This is a genomic window from Desulfosporosinus meridiei DSM 13257, from assembly GCF_000231385.2.
Taxonomy (GTDB): domain Bacteria; phylum Bacillota; class Desulfitobacteriia; order Desulfitobacteriales; family Desulfitobacteriaceae; genus Desulfosporosinus; species Desulfosporosinus meridiei.
This window is the reverse complement of sequence record NC_018515.1, coordinates 4,842,662-4,860,997: the sequence shown is the minus strand read 5'-3', so window position 1 is coordinate 4,860,997 and position 18,336 is coordinate 4,842,662. Positions and strand designations below refer to the sequence as shown.

General features: G+C 40.1%; 21 protein-coding genes and 1 tRNA gene. 21 read left to right on the top strand and 1 reads right to left on the bottom strand.

Annotated elements, in window-relative coordinates; translation table 11 throughout:
• Window positions 1–78 precede the first annotated feature (78 nt).
• From DESMER_RS22415 to DESMER_RS22375, 9 genes are all read left to right on the top strand, one after another.
• Window positions 79–1,110: a YkvI family membrane protein gene (locus DESMER_RS22415; protein ID WP_014905353.1), complete on the top strand. Its 1,032-nt coding sequence runs from the start codon at window positions 79–81 to the stop codon at window positions 1,108–1,110.
• A 103-nt stretch (window positions 1,111–1,213) separates the two neighbouring features.
• The gene (gene selB, locus DESMER_RS22410; protein ID WP_014905352.1) at window positions 1,214–3,115 is read left to right on the top strand and encodes a selenocysteine-specific translation elongation factor; all 1,902 of its coding nucleotides are present in this window, start codon (window positions 1,214–1,216) and stop codon (window positions 3,113–3,115) included.
• Between the two features lie 491 nt (window positions 3,116–3,606).
• Entirely contained in the window at window positions 3,607–4,770 is a 1,164-nt protein-coding gene (locus tag DESMER_RS22405; RefSeq protein WP_014905351.1) for an ABC transporter substrate-binding protein, read from the top strand.
• Window positions 4,771–4,981: 211 nt separating this feature from the next.
• Window positions 4,982–5,872, top strand: coding sequence for a branched-chain amino acid ABC transporter permease (locus DESMER_RS22400; protein WP_014905350.1), 891 nt, complete (start codon window positions 4,982–4,984; stop codon window positions 5,870–5,872).
• An 8-nt stretch (window positions 5,873–5,880) separates the two neighbouring features.
• Window positions 5,881–6,834 (top strand): branched-chain amino acid ABC transporter permease, encoded by a 954-nt coding sequence (locus DESMER_RS22395; protein WP_014905349.1) that lies wholly within the window; start codon window positions 5,881–5,883, stop codon window positions 6,832–6,834.
• Window positions 6,815–7,582, top strand: coding sequence for an ABC transporter ATP-binding protein (locus tag DESMER_RS22390; protein ID WP_014905348.1), 768 nt, complete (start codon window positions 6,815–6,817; stop codon window positions 7,580–7,582). The genes DESMER_RS22395 and DESMER_RS22390 overlap by 20 nt, the downstream gene beginning before the upstream one ends.
• Window positions 7,582–8,286, top strand: coding sequence for an ABC transporter ATP-binding protein (locus DESMER_RS22385; RefSeq protein WP_014905347.1), 705 nt, complete (start codon window positions 7,582–7,584; stop codon window positions 8,284–8,286). The genes DESMER_RS22390 and DESMER_RS22385 overlap by 1 nt, the downstream gene beginning before the upstream one ends.
• 222 nt (window positions 8,287–8,508) lie before the next feature.
• On the top strand, window positions 8,509–9,135 hold the full coding sequence (locus DESMER_RS22380) for a CBS domain-containing protein (RefSeq protein ID WP_014905346.1): 627 nt from the start codon (window positions 8,509–8,511) through the stop codon (window positions 9,133–9,135).
• A gap of 50 nt (window positions 9,136–9,185) precedes the next feature.
• Entirely contained in the window at window positions 9,186–9,713 is a 528-nt protein-coding gene (locus tag DESMER_RS22375; RefSeq protein WP_014905345.1) for a DUF2889 domain-containing protein, read from the top strand.
• On the opposite strand, the gene DESMER_RS24095 is transcribed toward DESMER_RS22375, so the two are convergent.
• Window positions 9,710–9,853 (bottom strand): hypothetical protein, encoded by a 144-nt coding sequence (locus tag DESMER_RS24095; RefSeq protein ID WP_014905344.1) that lies wholly within the window; start codon window positions 9,851–9,853, stop codon window positions 9,710–9,712. The two genes, DESMER_RS22375 and DESMER_RS24095, sit on opposite strands and share 4 nt — an antisense overlap.
• Before the next feature lie 154 nt (window positions 9,854–10,007).
• On the opposite strand from DESMER_RS24095, the gene DESMER_RS23710 reads away from it, so the two are divergent.
• The 12 genes from DESMER_RS23710 to rplI all read left to right on the top strand — a co-directional run bounded on the left by DESMER_RS23710 (window position 10,008) and on the right by rplI (window position 18,297).
• Window positions 10,008–10,105 (top strand) — tRNA-Sec (locus DESMER_RS23710).
• Between the two features lie 263 nt (window positions 10,106–10,368).
• A complete protein-coding gene (locus DESMER_RS22370) occupies window positions 10,369–11,106 on the top strand; it encodes a CvpA family protein (protein ID WP_014905343.1) in 738 nt (245 codons plus the stop codon).
• A gap of 132 nt (window positions 11,107–11,238) precedes the next feature.
• The gene (locus DESMER_RS22365; RefSeq protein ID WP_014905342.1) at window positions 11,239–12,615 is read left to right on the top strand and encodes an aminopeptidase; all 1,377 of its coding nucleotides are present in this window, start codon (window positions 11,239–11,241) and stop codon (window positions 12,613–12,615) included.
• 27 nt (window positions 12,616–12,642) lie between these two features.
• Complete coding sequence (locus tag DESMER_RS22360) at window positions 12,643–13,512, top strand: mechanosensitive ion channel family protein (protein WP_014905341.1); 870 nt, start codon at window positions 12,643–12,645, stop codon at window positions 13,510–13,512.
• Window positions 13,513–13,708: 196 nt separating this feature from the next.
• Window positions 13,709–13,903: a DUF951 domain-containing protein gene (locus DESMER_RS22355; RefSeq protein WP_014905340.1), complete on the top strand. Its 195-nt coding sequence runs from the start codon at window positions 13,709–13,711 to the stop codon at window positions 13,901–13,903.
• A 127-nt stretch (window positions 13,904–14,030) separates the two neighbouring features.
• A complete protein-coding gene (gene ychF / locus DESMER_RS22350) occupies window positions 14,031–15,131 on the top strand; it encodes a redox-regulated ATPase YchF (protein WP_014905339.1) in 1,101 nt (366 codons plus the stop codon).
• A gap of 195 nt (window positions 15,132–15,326) precedes the next feature.
• A complete protein-coding gene (gene rpsF / locus DESMER_RS22345; protein ID WP_014905338.1) occupies window positions 15,327–15,614 on the top strand; it encodes a 30S ribosomal protein S6 in 288 nt (95 codons plus the stop codon).
• A gap of 18 nt (window positions 15,615–15,632) precedes the next feature.
• Window positions 15,633–16,043 (top strand): single-stranded DNA-binding protein, encoded by a 411-nt coding sequence (locus DESMER_RS22340; RefSeq protein ID WP_014905337.1) that lies wholly within the window; start codon window positions 15,633–15,635, stop codon window positions 16,041–16,043.
• A 21-nt stretch (window positions 16,044–16,064) separates the two neighbouring features.
• Window positions 16,065–16,295: a 30S ribosomal protein S18 gene (gene rpsR, locus DESMER_RS22335; protein ID WP_014905336.1), complete on the top strand. Its 231-nt coding sequence runs from the start codon at window positions 16,065–16,067 to the stop codon at window positions 16,293–16,295.
• Between the two features lie 291 nt (window positions 16,296–16,586).
• Window positions 16,587–16,877, top strand: a complete 291-nt coding sequence (locus DESMER_RS22330) for a MazG-like family protein (RefSeq protein ID WP_014905335.1) — start codon at window positions 16,587–16,589, stop codon at window positions 16,875–16,877.
• A gap of 24 nt (window positions 16,878–16,901) precedes the next feature.
• The gene (locus DESMER_RS22325; RefSeq protein ID WP_014905334.1) at window positions 16,902–17,837 is read left to right on the top strand and encodes a DUF2232 domain-containing protein; all 936 of its coding nucleotides are present in this window, start codon (window positions 16,902–16,904) and stop codon (window positions 17,835–17,837) included.
• A gap of 13 nt (window positions 17,838–17,850) precedes the next feature.
• Window positions 17,851–18,297: a 50S ribosomal protein L9 gene (gene rplI, locus DESMER_RS22320; RefSeq protein WP_014905333.1), complete on the top strand. Its 447-nt coding sequence runs from the start codon at window positions 17,851–17,853 to the stop codon at window positions 18,295–18,297.
• The last annotated feature ends 39 nt before the right edge of the window (window positions 18,298–18,336 follow it).

Sequence of the window (18,336 nt, the reverse complement as noted above, 5' to 3'; positions counted from 1 at the left end):
TTATTTACCAAATAGATCATCTTTTATGCATGAGATCCCATTTCTAGCCATAAGCATGATGGCGAGGAGGGAGTAATCATGCGTTGGAAAACATCTTTTCAAGTGGCTGCAACCTACGTAGGTGCGGTGATGGGGGCTGGCTTTGCCTCTGGTCAGGAAATACAACAGTTCTTTGCACGGTTTGGATATTGGGGTTTAGTAGGAGTTGTGCTGAGTTCATTTCTTTTTTCGCTCCTAGGTTGGGGTATGCTTGATTTACAGAGTCGTTGGAAAGTAACATCCTATGATGATTTCTTCAATTATTTGCTGGGTTCAAAATTAGGAAGGTGGGCAGATATCCTTGTTAGTATTCTCTTATTTGTAGGTATGCTAGCAATGATATCTGGCAGTGGGGCTCTCTTTCAAGAGTATTTTGGCTTCTCAAGGTGGTCAGGTATTTTACTGACAGCAAGTGTGATCGCATTAGCCTTGTGGTATCGGGGAGAAGGAGTGCTTTGGATAAATTCCGTACTCATTCCTTTAAAATTCATTTTTTGTTTAGGAATTGCCACAGTAGCAACATTTCTTGCCGGCTCAGTGGGAAATCAACCTACCATAATCGTCGAAAACCCGATTGTTAGTAATTGGTTTATCTCAGCCATCTTATATGTCTCATTTAACGTTACATTGGCAATGGTAGTATTTGCATCTCTTGGACGAGATGTACAGAAAGCAGGTGCCCGGTTAGGGGCTTTGCTTGGAGGAATTGCTTTAGGATTATTTGCATTAGCCATAGGTGTATCTTTGCTAAGCTTTCCAGATATATTAGGCCTTGAAATTCCGATGGTTGGAATTGCAGGCAAGTTAGGTGAATGGCCGGCTTTTTTCTATGTTGTAGTCTTGTGGTTAGCTATGATTACTGCAGCGGTAGGGAATGGCTTTAGTCTAATAAGCAGAGTTGTTGATTCAGGTCGTTTAAACTATGGGAGAGCGACATTAGCATTATTTGTATTGTTACTGCCATTAGCTGGGGTCAAATTTTCTCAAATTGTGCAGATTGTTTATCCTCTGTTTGGATACCTAGGCTTAGTATTTTTACCTGTAATAATGTATTATTGGCTAAAGAGATAAATTTGAGTTTGCTAAACAAGTTACAATTTTGCTATAGTAAATATGACTAGTAAACTATATAAGATATAAAATATAATATGCAAATAGCTTAAGGGGAACTAAAATGGGTGAAAGACACTATTTAGTGGGAACAGCCGGACATGTAGACCATGGTAAAACTGAGCTAATTCGTGCTCTCTCCGGTATGGATACTGACCGATTAAAAGAAGAAAAGCAAAGAGGTATCTCAATAGAACTTGGTTTTGCACATATGTTACTTCCAAGCGGCCGTCAAGTTGGAATGATTGATGTTCCAGGTCATGAACGTTTTGTCCGTCAGATGTTGGCGGGGGCAAGCGGAATGGATGTTGTACTATTGGTCATTGCAGCTGATGAGGGAATAATGCCTCAGACTCAAGAACATATAGATATATTGACTTTGCTGGGAATTCCCAGAGGAATTGTTGTCATAAATAAGGCAGATCTTGTTGATGACGAGTGGCTTGATCTCATGGATGAAGAGATACATAATAAACTTAAAGATACGGCCTTCAATCAAGCTCAAATATGTCGCGTTTCAGCTGTAACAGGTCAAGGTATTGACGACCTTCGAGATATTATTGATAATTTGCTTTCTGAAGTAGAAAGTAAGAAGTCAATCGGCCCAGTAAGAATGCCAATTGATAGAGTTTTTAGCATCCAGGGTTTTGGGACGGTCGTGACAGGCACTCTTCATAGTGGGACTATAGAATTGGGGCAGGAGTTGGCAATAGAGCCTAGTAATCTACTGTCAAAAGTTCGCTCATTACAAGTTTATAATAAAAAAGTTAACTTTGCTGGGGCGGGCCAGAGGGTAGCTGTCAATCTTGCCGGGGTAGATGTATCAGAAGTTGTTAGGGGCTCAGTACTCGTAAAACCAAAGGTTTTTAAAGTTGGAAATATATTGGATTTAAAAGTAACAAACCTTACCACAGCAGAAAAGCCTTTAGTGCAGAGGCAGAGAGTTCGCTTTCATATTGGGACAACTGAAATATTGGGACGCCTACACCTCTTAGAACATAAGGAGATTAATCCTGGTGGTGAGGGGTTTGCTCAGATATTATTAGAAGAGCCCGTTCTTGCAGCACCAGGAGACCGGTTTGTTTTAAGATTTTACTCTCCTACTTTCACAATAGCAGGAGGTAAAGTATTAGATGTAGCAGAGCTTAAATTGAAACGCTTTAAGGAAAGTGTATTAGCACAACTGAAGATCAAAGATCAGGGAGATCCTCTCGACCTTTTAGAGAGAGAGATGGATGAACCAAGAGCTGCTAAAGATTTGGCAAATCGATTACACGTCAACCTTGATGATTTAGCTGAAAACTTGAAATCGCTGGAGGAACAGGAAAGGTTAGAGATTTGGTCAGAAGATGATGTTGCTCTTTATTGGGCAAAAAAAGATGCTGAAACCTGGAGAGAAAAACTCATAAAAGTTGTAAAAACAAATGAACAAGAATTTCCGTTAAGAGGTGGAATTAGTAGGGAAGAACTAAAAACCCGCCTAGGAATACTGTGGAGTCATAGACGTTGGCAGATGATATTAGAACAAGGAAGTGCCCGAAAGTTTTATAAAATCTCCGGAAGTAAGGTTCAAACGAATGAAGGGGCACAGATTCCGCTCTCAATTATGAAAGGATTAAATGACTTAAGATCTCTGTGGCAGACTGTCAAGCTTATGCCTCCTGAATTAAGTTCAGCTGCTGAAAAGTGTGGAATAGGAAAAGCCGATATTCAAGAATATGCGGGCTACTTATGTGATCAGGGGGAATGGGTGTTTATCAGCGGGTTTTACTTTAAAAGTGAGGATATTCAAGAGGCAAAGCAGAACTTAATAGGATTGTTAGGATTAAAAGGAGAAGTTGGGGTAGCAGAGGTAAGAGAATTGTGGGAGACTTCCCGTAAATATACAGTTCCTTTGTTAGAGTATTTTGACCAACAACGTGTCACTCAACGAAAGGGAGACAAGAGAATTCTGGGAAAAATATAGATTTGATGAATGAGTAATTAGCTTAAAGATTTTAGTTAATTACTCATTTTGCTTTATAACTTTAAGATTAGAAAGATAAATGAATTCCTAAAAGAATGAATAGAAAAATATTCCATTATTATCAGAGTTATACAATTTAGTCGAATGTTTTTTATAAAACTATAGAAATAATCCAGAATGAGATGGTTTGCTATCATTTACCATCAAATTGTTTATAAAATTCGTGACTCATTGTACTCTAATAGCTTGTCAAATTGTTTTATAATATATAGAATATAGAACTAGAGGGTTGTTATCTAACAGCCTGATATTAAACCCAATCATATAAGTTTTTGATTGGATGACTTAGACCTTGTACTATATCCAGAGGTGCTTGAGGGTTATAATTGGAGGTGAATTAAGCAGAATAATCCTAAAAAATCACTATAGGAATCACAGTTATGTACCATAAACAGAAGTAAAAAGGGTCAATATTAGAGAGGGGTAGAAAGATGAGAAAACTATTTTCAATAGCAACTGTAGCCTTATTAAGTCTTTCTTTGGTAACCGGTTGTGGAGCTGCTGGGGGGCAAAAGTCCGCTGAGGTTATAAAAGTTGGCGGTAACCTTGAGTTAAGTGGTGGAGCAGCCGCATTCGGACAATATGCGGAGAAAGCTATTAAGCTAGCATTTGAGCAACAAAATGCAAAAGGCGGAGTATTAGGCAAGAAGCTTGAATACGTATCTTCAGATAATAAGTCCGACCCCGGAGAATCGACTGTAGCTTCAACTAAGCTGGCAACTCAAGACAAAGTTTCTGCAATACTTGGACCTATGACAAGTGGAAATACTTTAGCTGCTGTCCAAGTAGTCACCGATAATAAAGTGCCTCTAATTACGCCTACAGGCACATCAGATAGTGTTACCTTTGAAAACGGTAAGGTAAAGCCTTGGATCTTTAGAGCTTGCTTCATTGACCCCTTCCAAGGTCAGGTAGCTGCTAACTTTGCCTCAGATACCCTTAAAGCTAAGAAAGCTGCACTTTTCATAGATCAAAAGGGAGATTATTCTAAAGGTCTCGCAACTTCGTTTGAAGAAAACTTTAAAAAATCAGGCGGAGAAATTGTCGCAACAGAACAATATGTAGCAGGCAGTGATTTAGACTTCCGAGCAACCTTAGTACGAATTAAAGCTGCTAATCCTGATGTAGTCTTTGTTCCTGGATATTATCAAGAAGTAGGCTTAATCGTTAAGCAGGCACGTGAAATGGGAATGAAGCAAGTATTCGTAGGCGGAGACGGCTGGGGTTCTCCTCAATTAGTTGATGTAGCAGGCGCTGCAGCATTAGAGAATACTTACTACGTCAATCATGGAGCTATGGATGATCCAGGAATGGCTCAATTCATTAAAGATTTCCAAGGAAAATATAATTCAGAGCCTGACACATTCGCAGCCCTTGGATATGATACAGCAAATCTTTTAATTAAAGCTCTTGAGAACGCCGGTAGTACAGAACCCGAAAAATTAAGAAGTGCTCTGGAAAACATGAAAGGTTTCCAAGGAATAAGTGGAGAATTGAATGTTGACCCAGCAACTCATAACCCAGTTAAGAGTGCCGCAATCCTTCAATTTAAAGATGGCAAAAGCGTATTCATGACAAAAGTTAACCCAAAATAATCTATCAACTTGGAAGAATTGTCACAAGAAGCTAAGGAGGGAGGACAACCCCTCCCTCTTTTTTGTAGTAGACTGTGGCAAGTGCCATGGTAAAGGATTAAAATATTTATCATTTGTCCAGGGGTTACAAATCGAAACACATATTGACAAGAAGTGGCTGTCTCGAATTTGATAGATCGAAAAAACTATTCGGGAGTAAGGAGTTGAGAATATGGGAAGTGTAACTGAGCAAGTATTGCAGCAGATAGTAAACGGACTTTCTCTAGGAAGTATTTATGCTTTAGTTGCTCTCGGTTATACCATGGTTTACGGTATCATAAAGCTTATAAACTTTGCTCATGGTGATGTAATGATGGTCGGAGCCTATGCAGGTTGGTTTGCAACAACTACATTGCATATGTCGTTTATTCCGGCGTTGCTAATTGCAATGACTGTTAGTGCAATTTTAGGTGTTTTGATAGAAAGGATTGCTTATAAACCGCTGCGTAATGCTACTCGAATTGCATCTTTAATTACAGCCATTGGGGTTTCTTTTTTCCTGGAATATGGGGGCATGTTAGTTGTATCTCCTCAGATGCGCACTTATCCTCCTGTTTTTCCCGACACAATTTTCAATGTAGGTGGCATCATCATTAAATATGGTGATATTGTTATGATTGTCACCTCTGTTGTCCTTATGGTTCTGCTGCATGGTATTGTTAAGTACACAAAGATAGGAAAAGCCATGAGGGCAGTATCTTTCGATACAGAAGCAGCATTATTGATGGGTATTAATGTTAATAACACTATTTCGGCAACTTTTGCAATTGGGTCTGCTCTGGCTGCCGCTGCTGGGGTTTTGATGGGAGTATACTTTAATACAATTAATCCGTTAATGGGTATCATTCCGGGGCTTAAGGCCTTTGTTGCAGCAGTTTTAGGGGGAATTGGTATTATTCCCGGTGCGATGGTAGGAGGATTTTTCTTAGGGCTTACAGAATCATTTGTTAGTGGTTTAGGAGCGTCGACATGGCGCGATGCAGTAGCATTTTTAATTTTAATACTTGTTCTCATTGTTAAGCCAAGTGGGCTTTTTGGTAAGAACATCCGTGAGAAAGTGTAGGTGGAATCATGGGTAAGCGGATTAATCGTCAAAGTGTCCTAACTTTAGTGGGGGTCCTACTTGTCTATGCCATCGTTCAGGGAAGTATTTTCATGGATATCTTACCTCCTTTTGTTGCCCTCACTTTGATTCAGGTTTGTATCTATATAATTCTTGCAACAAGCTTAAACTTAATCAATGGGATCACAGGCCAGTTTTCAATTGGACACGCAGGTTTTATGGCGATCGGTGCTTACATGGCAGCCATTGTCGTAGTTAAACTGCATGGACCTCTTTTATTGGCCTTGATTGCTGGGGCAGTGGCAGCTGCCGTAGCCGGTTTTTTAATTGGTCTGCCTACTTTAAGACTAAAGGGAGACTATTTGGCAATTGCAACCTTAGGTTTTGGAGAAATAGTAAGAATTGTCTTTTTAAACACACCATATGTTGGAGGGGCTTCAGGATTTTCAGTGCCGAAAACAATTACTTGGACATGGGCATTTTGGCTAACGGTCCTAAGTATTATAATTATTAGAAATTTTATTAAGTCTACCCATGGTCGAGCATGTATTTCAATTCGAGAAAATGAAATTGCAGCCGATGTAATGGGTATTAATACAACAAAATATAAAATTATGGCCTTTACAATTGGTGCATTCTTTGCAGGATTGGCAGGCGGAATTTATGCTAATTACCTATATATTATTCAACCTCTAACCTTTAGCTTTTTAAAGTCATTTGATATTCTGGTTATGGTTGTACTCGGTGGCTTAGGCAGTTTAACGGGTAGCGTTCTTGGTGCCGTGGTAATGACGGTGGTTTCTGCTGCATTATCAGGTTGGCCAGAATGGAGACTTGTTATAACAGCTATACTTTTAATCGTAATGATGATTTTTAGACCGAAGGGACTACTAGGGACTAAAGAATTTAGCTTAAGTTTCCTCGGAAAGAAGGGTGATAAGAATGCCTCTTCTAAAGATTGACAAACTCTCCAAATCTTTTGGGGGTCTAAAAGCCGTATCAAACCTTAATATTGAGATCAACGACGGAGAATTGATCGGTTTAATCGGTCCAAACGGTGCAGGGAAAACCACAGTTTTCAATTTACTGACGGGAGTTTATGAGCCTACGGAGGGCAGCGTTAAATTTCAGAGTAAAGATATGAGAGGGCTTAAACCCTATCAGGTTACTCAAAGTGGAATGGCTAGGACGTTCCAGAATATCCGTCTTTTTAGTGATCTGAGTGTTATTGAAAATGTTAAGATAGCATATCATCAAAGAAGTTCTTATAGTACGCTTAGTGCTTTCTTACGTTTGCCAAGCTATTATGCTGGAGAAAAAGAAATGCACCGTAAAGCCATGGAACTTCTCAAGATCTTTAATCTGGAGGATAAGGCTGAAGAAGTTGCCAAAAACTTGCCTTATGGTGAACAACGCCGTTTAGAAATTGCTCGTGCTTTAGGTACAGAGCCTAAGCTTTTATTGCTTGATGAGCCTGCAGCGGGGATGAATCCTCAAGAGACACACGACCTTATGAATCTCATTCGCTGGATTCGTCAACAATTCAATCTAGCTATTTTGTTAATTGAACACGATATGTCCCTAGTAATGGGCGTATGCGAACGAATCTATGTTTTAGATTATGGAATGATTATTGCGCAAGGCACACCAGATGAAATCAAGAGTAATCCCAAAGTCATCGAGGCTTATTTAGGGGAGGAGGTTGTCTGATGCTTGTCCTTGAAGATGTAAATGTATTCTATGGTGCAATTCACGCCCTTAAAGGTATCTCCCTCGAAGTTAATCAAGGGGAAATTGTGACACTTATCGGTTCAAATGGTGCGGGCAAAAGCACTTGTCTCAAAACAATCTCCGGCTTACTGCGGCCAAAGACAGGTAAGGTTTCTTTTAAAGGGTCAGACCTTGCTAGTATTGCTCCTCAAAGTATCGTTTCTCAGGGAATATCTCAGGTACCAGAAGGTAGACGTGTATTTGCCAATATGACTGTCATTGAAAACTTAGAATTGGGAGCTTACTTACGTAAAGATAAAGCGGGCGTTAAAGAAGACATGAAGAAAGTTTACGAATTATTTCCACGCTTACTGGAAAGAAAAAGTCAGCTTTCAGGTACTTTATCAGGCGGAGAACAACAAATGCTGGCAATGGGCAGAGCGCTGATGTCTAAACCTCAACTCTTGCTGCTAGATGAGCCTTCAATGGGTTTGGCACCAATCTTAGTAAAACAAATCTTTTCAATAATTAAAGAGATTAATTCAAGCGGTACAACAATCTTACTTGTTGAGCAAAATGCCCATATGGCTCTTTCTATTGCTAATAGAGCGTATGTATTAGAGACTGGCAAGATAGTTCTTTCCGGGGATGCTAAAGAACTTGCCGCCAGTGAAGAAGTCCGTAAGGCCTACTTAGGAGGCTAATATAAATCATAGGCTGATAGTAGACTTCTCGGATTTTCCCTTCTCTCCAGCTTCGTCTCAGGGTACATTGTAACAATAAGCAGGCATGGACGGATTAGGGATCATGGTCTATTTTGGTCGTGACGTAATGGTTACTAAGTGCTGCCAGTTGCATTAGCTTGGTACCAAAGTGTAACTTGGTTTTTGCTGGCTATGCTTAATAGTAGAAGGAGGTAATTAGAAATGTATGTTCGCCAATTTATGACAGCTCAAGTTTTTACGGTAGGCCCGGATAAATCTATTGCGGATACAATGGCTCTTATGAGAGAAAAAAAGATTAGTAAATTGCCGGTTGTAGAAAAGGGTAAACTTGTAGGTTTTGTCACAGATGGAGATCTCCGTGAGGTCTCTCCTTCTCCAGCAACAACGTTGAGCATTTTTGAACTTAACTACCTTATTGCCAAGACGCCCATCCGTGAAGTTGCGATTAAGAAGGTTATAACTTGCCATCCAGACACTCAAATTGAGGATGCCGCTTTAATGATGAGAGACCATAAGATTGGTGGATTGCCTGTCATTGAAGAAGGTAAAGTTGTGGGGATAATAACTGGTTCGGATATATTAGATGCCTTTTTAGATATTATGGGATTTCGTAGTCCGGGACAGCGCGTAATGATTGAAACTAAGGACCAAATTGGGGTTATGTCGGATTTAGCCCTTGTGACTAAGGAACATGAGGTCAATATTGGAAGTTTAGCTGTATATCATCTCAAAGACAATAAGGTTCAGATTCTTGCTCGTCTTCAGGGGGATCAGGTTGACGAAGTTGAAAAATCATTGGATGCAAAAGGTTATCAAATTAAAAAATAATATCCTTTAAAAAGACCTATATTAGTTTCATTTCAAAAAGGAAGCACTGGATGAAGAGGTATTCACCCAGTGCTTTTCTTCTTAAAGAAAAGAGATATAATGTAGATAGAAACTACCAAAAAAATGAGGAGATGGAAGAATTGCACCTATTTAACCGTTCAATTTCCATTAGTGTTCGTTCAAAGGACAAAGATACTCTGACTGTGGATGGTACTTTTATTGACACTCATCATGAGTTATGCTTGACTTTGGAAATTGAGATAAAGACTCGTACAATAACAACAGCAATGGGAGAATTCCGTCGAGCCCCCCATACGGATTGTGCTGAAACTCAAAAACGAATTCCAAAGCTGGTAGGAATAAATCTGAATAAAAATGTTCGGAGACAAGTACAAGCTGCTGTTGGCCTAAAAGAAGGATGTACACATATTACAGACCTAACTCTTGAGTGTGTAAAGAGCCTAATGCAAGCTTCATATCAGTTGATGCACCTTACCATGCGAGAAGAGCAAATTACTGAAATTGTCGAGAACTATTTGGAAGGGAGTTGCTTTCATTATAACAAAGGAGCTGTTTAATGACTTTCATTAGTTTGTGTTTTATAGGCTATTAAGATAGTTTCTTGACCAGTAATTGAGCTAAACTTATGCTCCAATGCTTTGAGATCGTCGATTTGTTCCTTTGTTAAGTTAGAAATAGAATTTTCTGAAGGGTTCATTTGCTTAATCCTCCTTTATACTCATATGTGCTAAGGGTTTCTTTATTAGAATTATTTTGTACAAATGCAATAAGTTCTAACCATCAAGTTTGGGACTTTGACTGATTTACTTTCCAAATGATAATTAATGTGATAATATGATTGTCGTTAGTAAGGGGATGGATGGTGACTGGTGTTGCTCCCGGACTTCAAATCCGCGTGTCGGGACGCAGAACGTTCCGAGGTGTGTTCGATTCGCACACATCCCCGCCAAAATTTGAACTATGAAATCCTGGGATATAGGTTTGAGATATCTTAGAGCGATTAGGTACCTTTTTTTCAAAAATAAATCCGGAGTAGTTGGAATTGGTTTTAATAGGCAGCGTGAAGCTGCCTTTTGATATATCGGTTCTGTGGGTTAGCTAAAGTGAAGAGTAGAAGAATAATAATACAGCAGGATTTTATGGATTCAACCCGAATAAGCTTTATTTATACGCTTGTAGAAATCTGACGAGGGTCAATTAGGGAGGGACTATGTGAATCTAGTCGATGTACTTATTATAGGTTTTATCTTATTTGGAGCACTACATGGCTACCAAAAAGGTTTGATAACAAGTATTGTTAATTTTTTTATATGGCTGGTAGGGTTCTTGGTAGCATCGTGGAAATACATGGCTGTCTTGAGTCTCGCAGAACAGTATTTTCCACTTAGACAATGGATAGAGCCAATGATTTACCGTGTACTACTTCCTACTGTGGAGTCAAAAGCGCAAACTCTGCAGCAACAAGTACTAGTGAATATCCTAGGTATAATTCCTGAACAATGGCGTGGTTTTTTCCCTTTTTCAGATATAGCCAGTACCCAAATGCCTCAAACTCTTGAACAAGTAACCCATAGTTTGGCAGGGACAATTACCGAGAGTATATTAAGCTTATTTGCTTTTGGCTTTGTATTTTATTTTGTGGTGTTAGGTATTCAGATACTGGTAGCTATTCTTCTGCGCCCACTTGGAAGCTGGAGTGGGTCATTTAATCGCGGAGGAGGGCTATTGTTTGGCGGGCTAGGGGCACTTATTGGTCTGTCAGTATTAGCTGGATTATTGTCGCCGTTTCTAAATATCGGCTCAAATGATGGTTTTATGGAGCTTGTGCTAAATTCATACCTATATCCCCATTTGATCCAAACATTTAACCTCTTAGATCAGATGTTTTCTGCTCAACTTAAAGAAAAGTTGCTTGAGCCACTTTCAATGGGTAAGGGAGTATGGTTCTGAGATGGTAGTCGGCTTATTTAAGAGAATCTAGTTAAGTTTGACATATCTGTCGGATAAACGAGGGGAAAATGAAGAAAACTTAAAGAAACTGACATTGTAAAATCAAGTTAATTAAGTTTTAGGGGTGATTGAATGGGATCTAAAAAAGTCAAACTAGCCTGGGATGATCTAATGATATCAGATCAAGAACGAGAGGCTATGACGGAATACCTTTCCTTCTTGAGTAAAGGAAAAACCGAGCGAGAATCTTGGCAGATTATTGAGAGTTGGGCTCAACGGGAAGGTTTTGTACCTCTAGATAAGCTTGAAGGCTTTCAACCTGGCCAAAGAGTTCGTTTGGCAGTTCGAGGAAAAGCAGGTATCTTAGCAATTTCAGGGCAGAGACCTTTGAGCGAGGGTTTTCGACTAATCGCAACCCATATTGATGCTCCGCGATTAGATATTAAGCAGCGCCCTTTGTATGAAGAGGAAGGGTTGGCTTTCCTAAAAACTCATTATTATGGGGGAATAAAAAAGTACCAATGGATGGCACTGCCTCTATCTCTTCATGGAGTCGTCTTCTTGCGCAACGGGCAGAAGGTTGAAATAATTATTGGAGAGGATGAAGCAGACCCTGTTTTTACAATTTCGGATTTACTCCCGCATTTAGCAAAGGATCAATATAACAAAAAGCTGAGTGAAGCAGTATCTGGAGAAGGCCTAAATCTTCTGTTAGGGCACAATCCTTCCTTGGGGGAAGGGGAAGAACGGGTAAAATCTGCAATCTTAGTTATCCTCAGAGATAAATATGGTATTGAAGAGGATGACTTTGTCAGCGCAGAGCTAGAGGTTGTTCCAGCCGGTAAAGCCCGCTATTCAGGATTGGATAAAAGCTTAGTAATCGGTTATGGTCAGGATGATCGTATTTGCTCCTTTGCAGCTTGGAAAGCAGTTGCAGAAATTCAACAGCCGGAGTGGACCACACTGGTTCTATTTGCGGATAAAGAAGAGATTGGCAGTGACTCTAACACAGGAATGAAGGCTCGTTATTTGGAGAACTTCATTGCCGAACTGATTACCTTGCAAAGCGGTAAATATGATGGATTACTGGTTAGACGATCCTTAGCCCGAGCAAAAGCTCTCTCAGCAGATGTCACAGGCGGCTATGATCCTAATTATGCTGAGGTTATGGATAAACGAAATTCTGCCTTTTTAGGACGAGGTCTGGTTATCAGCAAGTATACCGGTTCTAAAGGGAAGTATGATACCAGTGACGCCAATGCAGAGTTTGTTGCGGAGGTTCGGCGGATTTTTGATGATGCTAAGATTTGTTGGCAAACTGCAGAATTAGGAAAGGTCGATCAAGGCGGTGGAGGAACGATAGCCCAATACATGGCTATATACGGCATGGAGGTCTTAGATTGCGGTGTCGGAATTCTGAGTATGCATTCACCTTGGGAAATAGCCTCTATAGCAGACCTTGTCATGATGATCCGGGGCTACCAGGCATTTCTGAAATATTCCGGCTGATCCATTAACTAAAAGGAAGACAGTAACATGAATAGTCTATGGATTAATAATAGTTTCTCAAATTTTGAATGGCAAAAATTGGGAATGACCATCTTAAATTCTCTGATATATATAGTTTTAGTATTAATCATTGCACGTGTTGCTTATGGGTTAGCAATTTATTTATTACGCCGGATGTTGTTAGACCATAGAGGAAAAAAACTGCTTGATGAACGCAAGTCTAATACGATCTTTTCGTTGCTTAAGAGTATGGCGTTTTATTTAATCGCCTTTACTGCTATTATTCATGTTCTTAAGCATCTTTTTAGCTTTGATACAGGTACTCTTCTAGCTTCTGCTAGTGTCTTAGGAGTAGCCTTAGGTTTTGGATCCCAGAGCCTTGTTAAAGATATAATTGGAGGTTTCTTCATCCTCTTTGAAGACCAATTTTCTGTTGGCGATTATGTACAAACCGGTCAATTCTCAGGGGTAGTTGAAGAGACAGGGATTAGGGCAACACATCTGAGGGATTGGGGCGGGGAACTTCATATTATTCCAAATGGTAGTATCACAGCGGTTACCAACTATAGTAGAGGTAAAATGAGGGCCTTGGTAGATATTCAGGTTCCTTATGATGAGGATTTGGACAAGGCTATGTCTGTAATGCATACTGTTTGTGAACAGGTGGGTACAGAGTTTGGTGACAAGATAATTGATCCGCCAACCGTACAAGGAGTAATCCAGTTTGGTGAAAGAAATACGGTATTAAGAGTAATTGCCTTTACACAGCCCAATGAACAGTGGAGTTTGGAGAGAGAACTGCGGAGGCAAATACATAGTGCTTTCTTAAAAGAAGGAATTCGCACACCACAACAAAATGTCTATGTGACGAATCCCATTAAGGATTCAAGTGGTTAAGAACTCGATAAAGTTACTTTTGGAAAGACTAACGTTTTATTCGGTCATTTGTTTAGTTTGGAGATCAAACTAAGTTACTCAAATCTAGCGGCTTGGTAGGAAACTCAAAAACTCGAGATGAGAAGCAAAACGTGGTAAGTTCTTTCGTGGGAATTCGTGCCTCGAATTTCGAATCTCGATCAGGGGGTATCACTGAATGATTCCGTTAAATGTAGGAGATATTGTTCGACTTCGCAAGCCACATCCCTGTGGAAGTCTGGATTGGAAGGTAATGAGAACGGGAATGGATTTCCGCATACAGTGTTTAGGATGCCAGCATCAAGCCTGGATTCCGCGGGTCAAACTCGAACGAAATTTAAAAGAGATTCTTCAAAGGGTTGATGAAAAATAGAAACTGAGACCAAGGTCACCTTATTTGGGGGTATCATGTTTGAATGAGCAGAGTGGTTGCAGTGTATGAAAACATCACATATAATCGGTTAAGGTAGTTCGTTTGCGTATTATGAGGAGGTTCTGACATGACGTTACATGCAGGAATAGTCGGTTTGCCAAACGTAGGCAAGTCGACATTATTTAATGCCATCACCCAAGCCGGTGCGGAAGCCGCAAATTATCCTTTTTGCACGATTGATCCTAATGTTGGAATGGTAGAGGTTCCTGATTCACGTTTGCAAAAGCTGGCAGAGATGGTCAATCCGAAGAAGATTGTTCCAGCGACTGTGGAGTTTGTGGACATAGCCGGACTTGTTAAAGGAGCAAGTAAAGGAGAAGGTTTAGGTAATAAGTTCTTATCTCATATTCGTGAAGTCGACGCAATTGTGCATGTCGTACGGTGTTTTGAAGATGAGAATGTTGTCCACGTAGAAGGTAATGTAAACCCAAAGCGAGATATAGAAACTATTGATCTAGAATTAATCTTATCCGATATGGAAAGCATAGAGAAACGTTCAGATCGAACCTCCAAACTCCTAAAAACGGGGGATAAAAAGGCACAAAGTGAAATTGCACTTTTAGAACGGTTAAAGGAAGTGTTCAATCAAGGCAAAGGGGCCCGTTCCTTGACCTTTACAGATGATGAGCGGGAGATTCTGAAGGGATTCCCACTCTTGACGCTAAAGCCGGTGCTTTATGTTGCTAATGTTAGTGAAAGTGGGTTAGCTACAGCAGATGATAATCCCTATGTTCAACAAGTTCGGGAGATTGCCGCTGAAGAAGGTGCGGAAGTCGTTGTTGTTTGCGCTCAAATTGAAGCGGAAATCGCGGAACTTGAGGCAGATGAAAAAGCTGCTTTTCTGGAAGACTTAGGGCTTGAAGAATCTGGTTTAGATCGCTTAATTCGCGTTGCCTTCCACTTGTTGGGTTTAATGACGTTTTTCACTGCCGGCCCCATTGAAGTGAAAGCATGGACTATTTATCAGGGAACAAAAGCTCCCAAGGCTGCTGGGGTGATTCATACTGATTTTGAACACGGTTTTATCCGAGCAGAAGTAGTTTCTTATAAAGATTTTGTTGAGTTTAACGGATTAAATGGTGCCAGAGACAAAGGGCTAGTTCGTCTGGAGGGCAAAGAGTACATTATGAATGATGGAGATATTGTTCATTTCCGTTTTAATGTATAGAGAGTAAATTCATTTTAGTATCGGGCTAAGCTATAGAATGATCTGCTCGAAAGTTAATCTGGTAAAACTATGAAAGTACTAAGTTATCTTAAAATGTTGCTTTTTTGAGTTTGAAGTGGTATAATTTCTGCTTGGTAGTCTAAATATCCCTGCTCCGTAAAGTCGGGGCCGTTTAGTCCGAGGGGAGGTGCAAATATGAAAGCGTATGAATTACTTTATATCATTCGTCCAGACTTGGACGAAGAGGCAACTACGGCACTTGTAGATCGTTTAGCCGGGCTCGTTGCTAGCAATGGCGGAGCTAACTTAACGGTTGAAAAGTGGGGTAAACGTCGGTTAGCCTATGAAATCGATGATTACAAAGAGGGCCAATACATCCTGATGAATTTCGAAGGTGAAGGCCGTACATCTCAAGAAATTGAGCGGGTTATGAAAATATCCGACGATGTAATCCGTTTCTTAACCGTTAGAAAAGACGACTAATAGAGCGGGGGGGCATATATGTTAAATCGTGTCATCTTGATAGGCCGTTTGACGAAAGACCCCGAATTGCGATACACCCCAACAGGTGTAGCGGTTGCAAATTTTACATTAGCAATTGATCGCAATTATAAGAATTCTCAAGGGGAAAGAGATACCGACTTTATTAATTGCGTAGTTTATCGGCAACTTGCTGAACTCTGTGCTAATTATTTAGCTAAGGGTAAACTGGCATCAGTTGATGGTCGAATTCAGGTGCGTTCGTACACTGGACAAGATGGTCAAAAGCGCTGGGTAACAGAGGTTATTGCTGAAGATGTTCGTTTCCTAAGTCCAAAAGATAGTGGAGGCGGAAGCGCAGAATCGAGATCCTTTGGTGGGAATAGTTCCTTTGGACATGAAGTGAATTTGGATGATGACATCCCATTCTAATAGGGGAAGGGGAGAATTAGTATGAAACGTGAACGCGGACGTCGCCCACGCAAGCGGGTGTGCAGTTTTTGTGTAGATAAAGTTGAGTCAATGGATTACAAAGAAACACATAAAATTCGTAAGTACGTTACGGATCGTGGTAAGATATTACCTCGTCGTATTTCAGGAAACTGCGCTATGCATCAGCGCCAAGTAACCTTGGCCATCAAACGGGCTCGCAGTATTGCTTTATTGCCATATAGTGTAGAGTAGAAGAAAGGGAGCGAGAGCTCCCTTTTGTATTTTTGCCTTATATCCTGAACATTGTTCTGCAATGGTTAAATTTTCATTAATCAGAACTGCAGGAGATTTATAGGTTTATCACGAACTGTATCTGGTAGGCATGGTTTGTATTCTCTGACAGTTTTTGCAGATTGTGAACTGTTGCAGCCTAAGCTGAGATGAGAATTATGCAGAGCATGGAACTCCTACTTAGACAGAAGTAGGGGCCTCTGAAATGGATGGAGAGATTAGGAGGGGGCATCTCTGGATATTGAAGTAGATGTGGTTAAAGGATTAAAAGCTATTGATGAACTAAAGGTTAATCTAATTCAGGCACAGTGGCTTGTTCATCATGGAACTTTAAGTGGATCTGAAGATGAAATGATTCAGGGTTTAGCAGATCTTGTTGGAATGAGTTATTTGTTAGCTAGAAGATTAGGTTTTGATTTTTCAAGGCTTGATCGTATGCTATTGCAACGTTTAGACAGTTTAAAGATCACAGATGAAATGTGTCTTGAAAAGCAATGGGGAGATTTGAGCTTATTATTAAGCTACTTAGCTCCCGAGGACTAACTTTAATGGGGAAAGTTGGAGATAATGTTTATTAGTGATGAAATGGCACAAGATTATTTGGCGAGAGGAATTCTGATGACCTTTCCGGTTGTGGGAATCGCTATGGGAACCTGGGGATTTTTTTGGGAAGTATTTTTATTGTTTAGTGTATTTATCGTAGGTCGGCGCAAAGGAATGCTTACTGCCTCCGTCTTTTTAGCACTTGGCTATATCGCCGCCTTGCTTGTCTATCAGGTAAACGCAATTAATTATCTAGGCTTCGTACCTCTGGCAGGTTTACTGGGAGTTTTCGGCTGGCAAAAGGGGTGGCCTGTTCGGGTGAGTTTTTTTTGGAGTGCTGTCTTGGCAGGAAGCTTAGGTGTAGCGCAGACCCTTCCTTTTATTGTGCAGGGAATTGATGCTAATACCGCAAGTGCTATGATCAATACAACCATAGAACAATACCAAGCATCCGGTATGCTGGAGATTATGGGTCAGCAAGGGATAAGCGAGGTACAGATCCGAGATATTTTGCAACAAGGAATTGAGATTTATGCTTTAGTCCTTCCGAGTATAGCAGCGATTTTAGCGATTATTGAATTTGGTTTTGTTTTTTATTTTGTGAGGCGCCTTTTTAGAAAGGATTTAGTATGGGTTCCCTTTACTCATTGGCGTCTTCCCTGGTATGCAGTTTGGGGTGCAGTTTTGGGAATTGCCTGTTATCTCTTAGGGGATCAATTCTCTTGGGCTTTTATCCGGGGGCTAGGGATTAATCTTATGGTTGTTTATGGGGCCTTGACCCTTGTCTTAGGAATTGCTGCCTACCTTTTTCTGTTACAATCACCGAAAATCCCCAGGCTCCTCAAATGGGTGTTAATTTTATTGAATTTAATTTATTTCATGTTTAGCTTTGTAAGCATTATTATATTTGGACTGTTTGATCTAGTTGTGAATTTCCGTCGTCTACCGGAAGAATCATAAAGGAGGAGTTTTCATGAAGGTAATTCTTCAAGCTGATGTAAAAGGAACCGGCAAAAAAGGACAGATCTTAGAGGTTGCAGATGGATATGCAAGAAATTTTTTATTCCCTAAAAAATTGGCTGTTGAAGCTACAACAGGTAATATTAACGATATTTCTCATAAAAAGGCTGTTGAAGAGCGCCGTAAAGTAAAAGAAAAAGAAGATGCTGTTTTATTAGGGAATAAATTAAGTGCCTTAAAAGTAGAAGTAAAAACAAAAACCGGTGAAGGCGGCCGTTTGTTTGGCTCAGTAACCAGTAAAGAAATTGCCGATGCCTTAAAAAAACAGCATGGTGTGGAAATAGATAAACGGAAGTTAGATCTGAAAGAACCGATTAAAGCTCTTGGCAGTTATGAAGTTAATGTGAAGGTTCATCCTGAGGTAATTGCTAAGCTTCAGGTACATGTAAGCTCAATCTAAAATTCGATTTCAACTGATATCAAATAATCTGTTCTCGTG

What these genes read in the sequence shown, in the direction of transcription:
- DESMER_RS22395 (WP_014905349.1), top strand. Translation starts at nt 5,881, where the DNA reads ATGGGTAAGCGGATTAATCGTCAAAGTGTCCTAACTTTAGTGGGGGTC.
- DESMER_RS22360 (WP_014905341.1), top strand. Translation starts at nt 12,643, where the DNA reads ATGAATAGTCTATGGATTAATAATAGTTTCTCAAATTTTGAATGGCAA.
- DESMER_RS22355 (WP_014905340.1), top strand. Translation starts at nt 13,709, where the DNA reads ATGATTCCGTTAAATGTAGGAGATATTGTTCGACTTCGCAAGCCACAT.
- rpsR (WP_014905336.1), top strand. Translation starts at nt 16,065, where the DNA reads ATGAAACGTGAACGCGGACGTCGCCCACGCAAGCGGGTGTGCAGTTTT.
- DESMER_RS22385 (WP_014905347.1), top strand. Translation starts at nt 7,582, where the DNA reads ATGCTTGTCCTTGAAGATGTAAATGTATTCTATGGTGCAATTCACGCC.
- DESMER_RS22415 (WP_014905353.1), top strand. Translation starts at nt 79, where the DNA reads ATGCGTTGGAAAACATCTTTTCAAGTGGCTGCAACCTACGTAGGTGCG.
- rplI (WP_014905333.1), top strand. Translation starts at nt 17,851, where the DNA reads ATGAAGGTAATTCTTCAAGCTGATGTAAAAGGAACCGGCAAAAAAGGA.
- ychF (WP_014905339.1), top strand. Translation starts at nt 14,031, where the DNA reads ATGACGTTACATGCAGGAATAGTCGGTTTGCCAAACGTAGGCAAGTCG.
- rpsF (WP_014905338.1), top strand. Translation starts at nt 15,327, where the DNA reads ATGAAAGCGTATGAATTACTTTATATCATTCGTCCAGACTTGGACGAA.
- DESMER_RS22375 (WP_014905345.1), top strand. Translation starts at nt 9,186, where the DNA reads ATGAAGAGGTATTCACCCAGTGCTTTTCTTCTTAAAGAAAAGAGATAT.
- DESMER_RS22380 (WP_014905346.1), top strand. Translation starts at nt 8,509, where the DNA reads ATGTATGTTCGCCAATTTATGACAGCTCAAGTTTTTACGGTAGGCCCG.
- DESMER_RS22400 (WP_014905350.1), top strand. Translation starts at nt 4,982, where the DNA reads ATGGGAAGTGTAACTGAGCAAGTATTGCAGCAGATAGTAAACGGACTT.
- DESMER_RS22325 (WP_014905334.1), top strand. Translation starts at nt 16,902, where the DNA reads ATGTTTATTAGTGATGAAATGGCACAAGATTATTTGGCGAGAGGAATT.
- DESMER_RS24095 (WP_014905344.1), bottom strand. Translation starts at nt 9,853, where the DNA reads ATGAACCCTTCAGAAAATTCTATTTCTAACTTAACAAAGGAACAAATC.
- DESMER_RS22365 (WP_014905342.1), top strand. Translation starts at nt 11,239, where the DNA reads ATGGGATCTAAAAAAGTCAAACTAGCCTGGGATGATCTAATGATATCA.
- DESMER_RS22405 (WP_014905351.1), top strand. Translation starts at nt 3,607, where the DNA reads ATGAGAAAACTATTTTCAATAGCAACTGTAGCCTTATTAAGTCTTTCT.
- selB (WP_014905352.1), top strand. Translation starts at nt 1,214, where the DNA reads ATGGGTGAAAGACACTATTTAGTGGGAACAGCCGGACATGTAGACCAT.
- DESMER_RS22390 (WP_014905348.1), top strand. Translation starts at nt 6,815, where the DNA reads ATGCCTCTTCTAAAGATTGACAAACTCTCCAAATCTTTTGGGGGTCTA.
- DESMER_RS22340 (WP_014905337.1), top strand. Translation starts at nt 15,633, where the DNA reads ATGTTAAATCGTGTCATCTTGATAGGCCGTTTGACGAAAGACCCCGAA.